At 66.1% G+C, this 2,153-nt stretch carries 2 protein-coding genes and 1 pseudogene; all 3 read right to left on the reverse strand.

What is annotated here, in order from left to right:
• Positions 1-726: pseudogene (locus AP234_RS34140) on the reverse strand (hypothetical protein); the annotation flags it as partial.
• Complete coding sequence (locus AP234_RS34145) at positions 723-1,502, reverse strand: hypothetical protein (RefSeq protein WP_055483890.1); 780 nt, start codon at positions 1,500-1,502, stop codon at positions 723-725. The pseudogene AP234_RS34140 and the gene AP234_RS34145, both read right to left, overlap by 4 nt.
• Positions 1,503-2,153 (reverse strand): SAF domain-containing protein (locus tag AP234_RS34150; RefSeq protein ID WP_235558549.1); only part of this gene is annotated, 651 nt, incomplete at its 5' end.

The raw sequence follows: 2,153 nt of genomic DNA on the forward strand, positions 1-2,153 counted from the left end.
GTTCAGCCGAGCCAGCACGGCGGCGCGCAGGAAGGCATGCAGGCTACGGTTGATCGTGCCGAGCTTGAGCAGGTCGTCGAGGGTGACGTCGACCAGGCGATGGCATCGGATGCTCGCGCACGGCCGGGGAGTGACGGCCATCGTCGCGCTGAGCCGTACGCCCACGCCGTCGTCTCCATCCCCTGGTTTCAGGGCGGTATTGAGCAAGGGGTTAGCGGCGGAGAATTCACGAGGGTTGTAGCTCTTGTGGAGCGCCCACATCTGGATCATCTTGACCAGCTCGTCGTCGGTGCCGGCCACGGCCGGCCCTCGCTCGCAGGTGCCGTCGCTGTAGGTGATCCAGACCTCGTCGCAGCCGTTGATGTCGATGCTCTCGACCCTGCTGTCCCTGACGTACGTCGTGAGCACGCCGAGCTCGAACCGCTCGTCCAGGACGGCCTGCACGAGTCGGCGCTGGGTCGCGAAGCTGACGGCGTCGCCCTCGGACAGCCGATCGTGAGTCCACTGCTGCACCCGGGCCTGGACCACCTGCCGTGCGGCGTCCCGATCCTCGGTCTCCTTCAGGTCGTCGGCGATCGAAGCGGTGATGTCGACTACCGCTTTTCGAAACACCATGTTGTCGAGCTCTTCCACGGGACTTGCCGCCGTACGGGCGAGCAGAACGGGATCGCCTGAACCGCTGACAGAGCGCGGGGGCCAGGCCTCGCTCGGTGGCCATCCGCTCATCGCGACACCGCCTTATCGGTAGCTTCTTGGAGCGTGCCAAGATGGCTGCGCATAGCCAGGGCAAGGTAGGCGGCCCCGCGCATCAGCGGCGCCCGGCTGAAGGAGGGCCCGGCCTGCTTGCCATCGGAAAGAACCGCGGCGGATTTCGGGTCGTGCGGAATCGTGCCGACGACGGGCAATCCGTACAGTGCCTCGCTGATCTGTTTGGCCGTGTAGTCCCCCTCGCCGATGAGGCAGAGCGCGACCGGGACCTTGGCGCCTATGTGACGGCCGAGCGCGTCGAGTCGCGGCCGAGCATCCGCGACTTGGCGGAGAGAAGGACGTAGCAGCATCAGGACCAGGTCCGAGGCCGCGATCAACCGCATCGGAGTGTCAGGTCCCCCGATCTGGCCCACGTCGAGCACCACGTCGACGACGCCGTCGGCAGCCGTCTTGAGAGCGTTCGCGACCGAGTCCCATGCGCTCTCCATCTGGAGCGCGTGACGTGGATCCCGGATACCGGGCAGTAGAAGCCACTCCAGAACGTCCTGGTCAAGAGAGACGACGTACTTCCACAGGACTCCGGGATCGGGATCGTGGGCGATCGCCAGCGCTAAATCCAACAGGTCGCCCGGCACACCTTCGATCTGGCCCGTGAGGAATCCCTGAACGACGCTGCCGCCCTTCGGATCACACTCGGCAAGGAGAGTTCGACCTCCCCAGGCGTACGTGACAGCCAGGGCCGTGGTGGTGACGCCCGGCGAACCGCCCGGGCTCATCAGCGTGTAGATCGCCATTCACGTCCTCCGCGGGTTGAGAACCATCGCGACCTGGCCGTCCGCGGCCCGAGCCGCAAGCTCGGCGCCTTCTGTCGTGCTGACGATGAGATCGACGACCATCAAGCCGTCGGTGTCCGGCCCTTTCACCTGATCGACAATCGCTTCAATGCGGGGCATGGCAGATGACTTGATCGTTGGCATGCCCTGGCCGTCTGAAGTAGCCACGACGAGGATGGAGTCTCCTGGACGGAGTCCACGGGCGGGCAGTCGGCTCGGTTTCACCGCTACGGGGACAAGCTGCTGGCCGCTCAGCGGGGTGAGCTGATCAGTGAGCAGCTTGGGCTGCACGAGCATGCCCCCCACAAGGTCGACGGCCGCTCGCATCCCGATCACTCGCTGAAGCTCACCGGCAGGAACCGTCGCGACAAGGTCATCGACGCCCGCCATCGTGGTGGCGACGTCGCGGGCCGTCAGTTGCTGGCCCAGAGAGACATCGTGGGCCATCACGAGGACCGGCACCCGATCATTCAGGCCGTTGACGGTGTGATAGCCGAGTGCTCCACCGCCGGTGACCACGAGCACACCGAAGAGTAGCCAGCCTCGGCGGCGCTGTCGCGGCTGCGCCGAGAGCTTCGGCACCTGGGCTGGCGGAACAACGGCGTTACCGGC

The sequence above is a fragment of the Sphaerimonospora mesophila genome (genome assembly GCF_001417795.1).
In the GTDB taxonomy this organism is placed as follows: domain Bacteria; phylum Actinomycetota; class Actinomycetes; order Streptosporangiales; family Streptosporangiaceae; genus Sphaerimonospora; species Sphaerimonospora mesophila.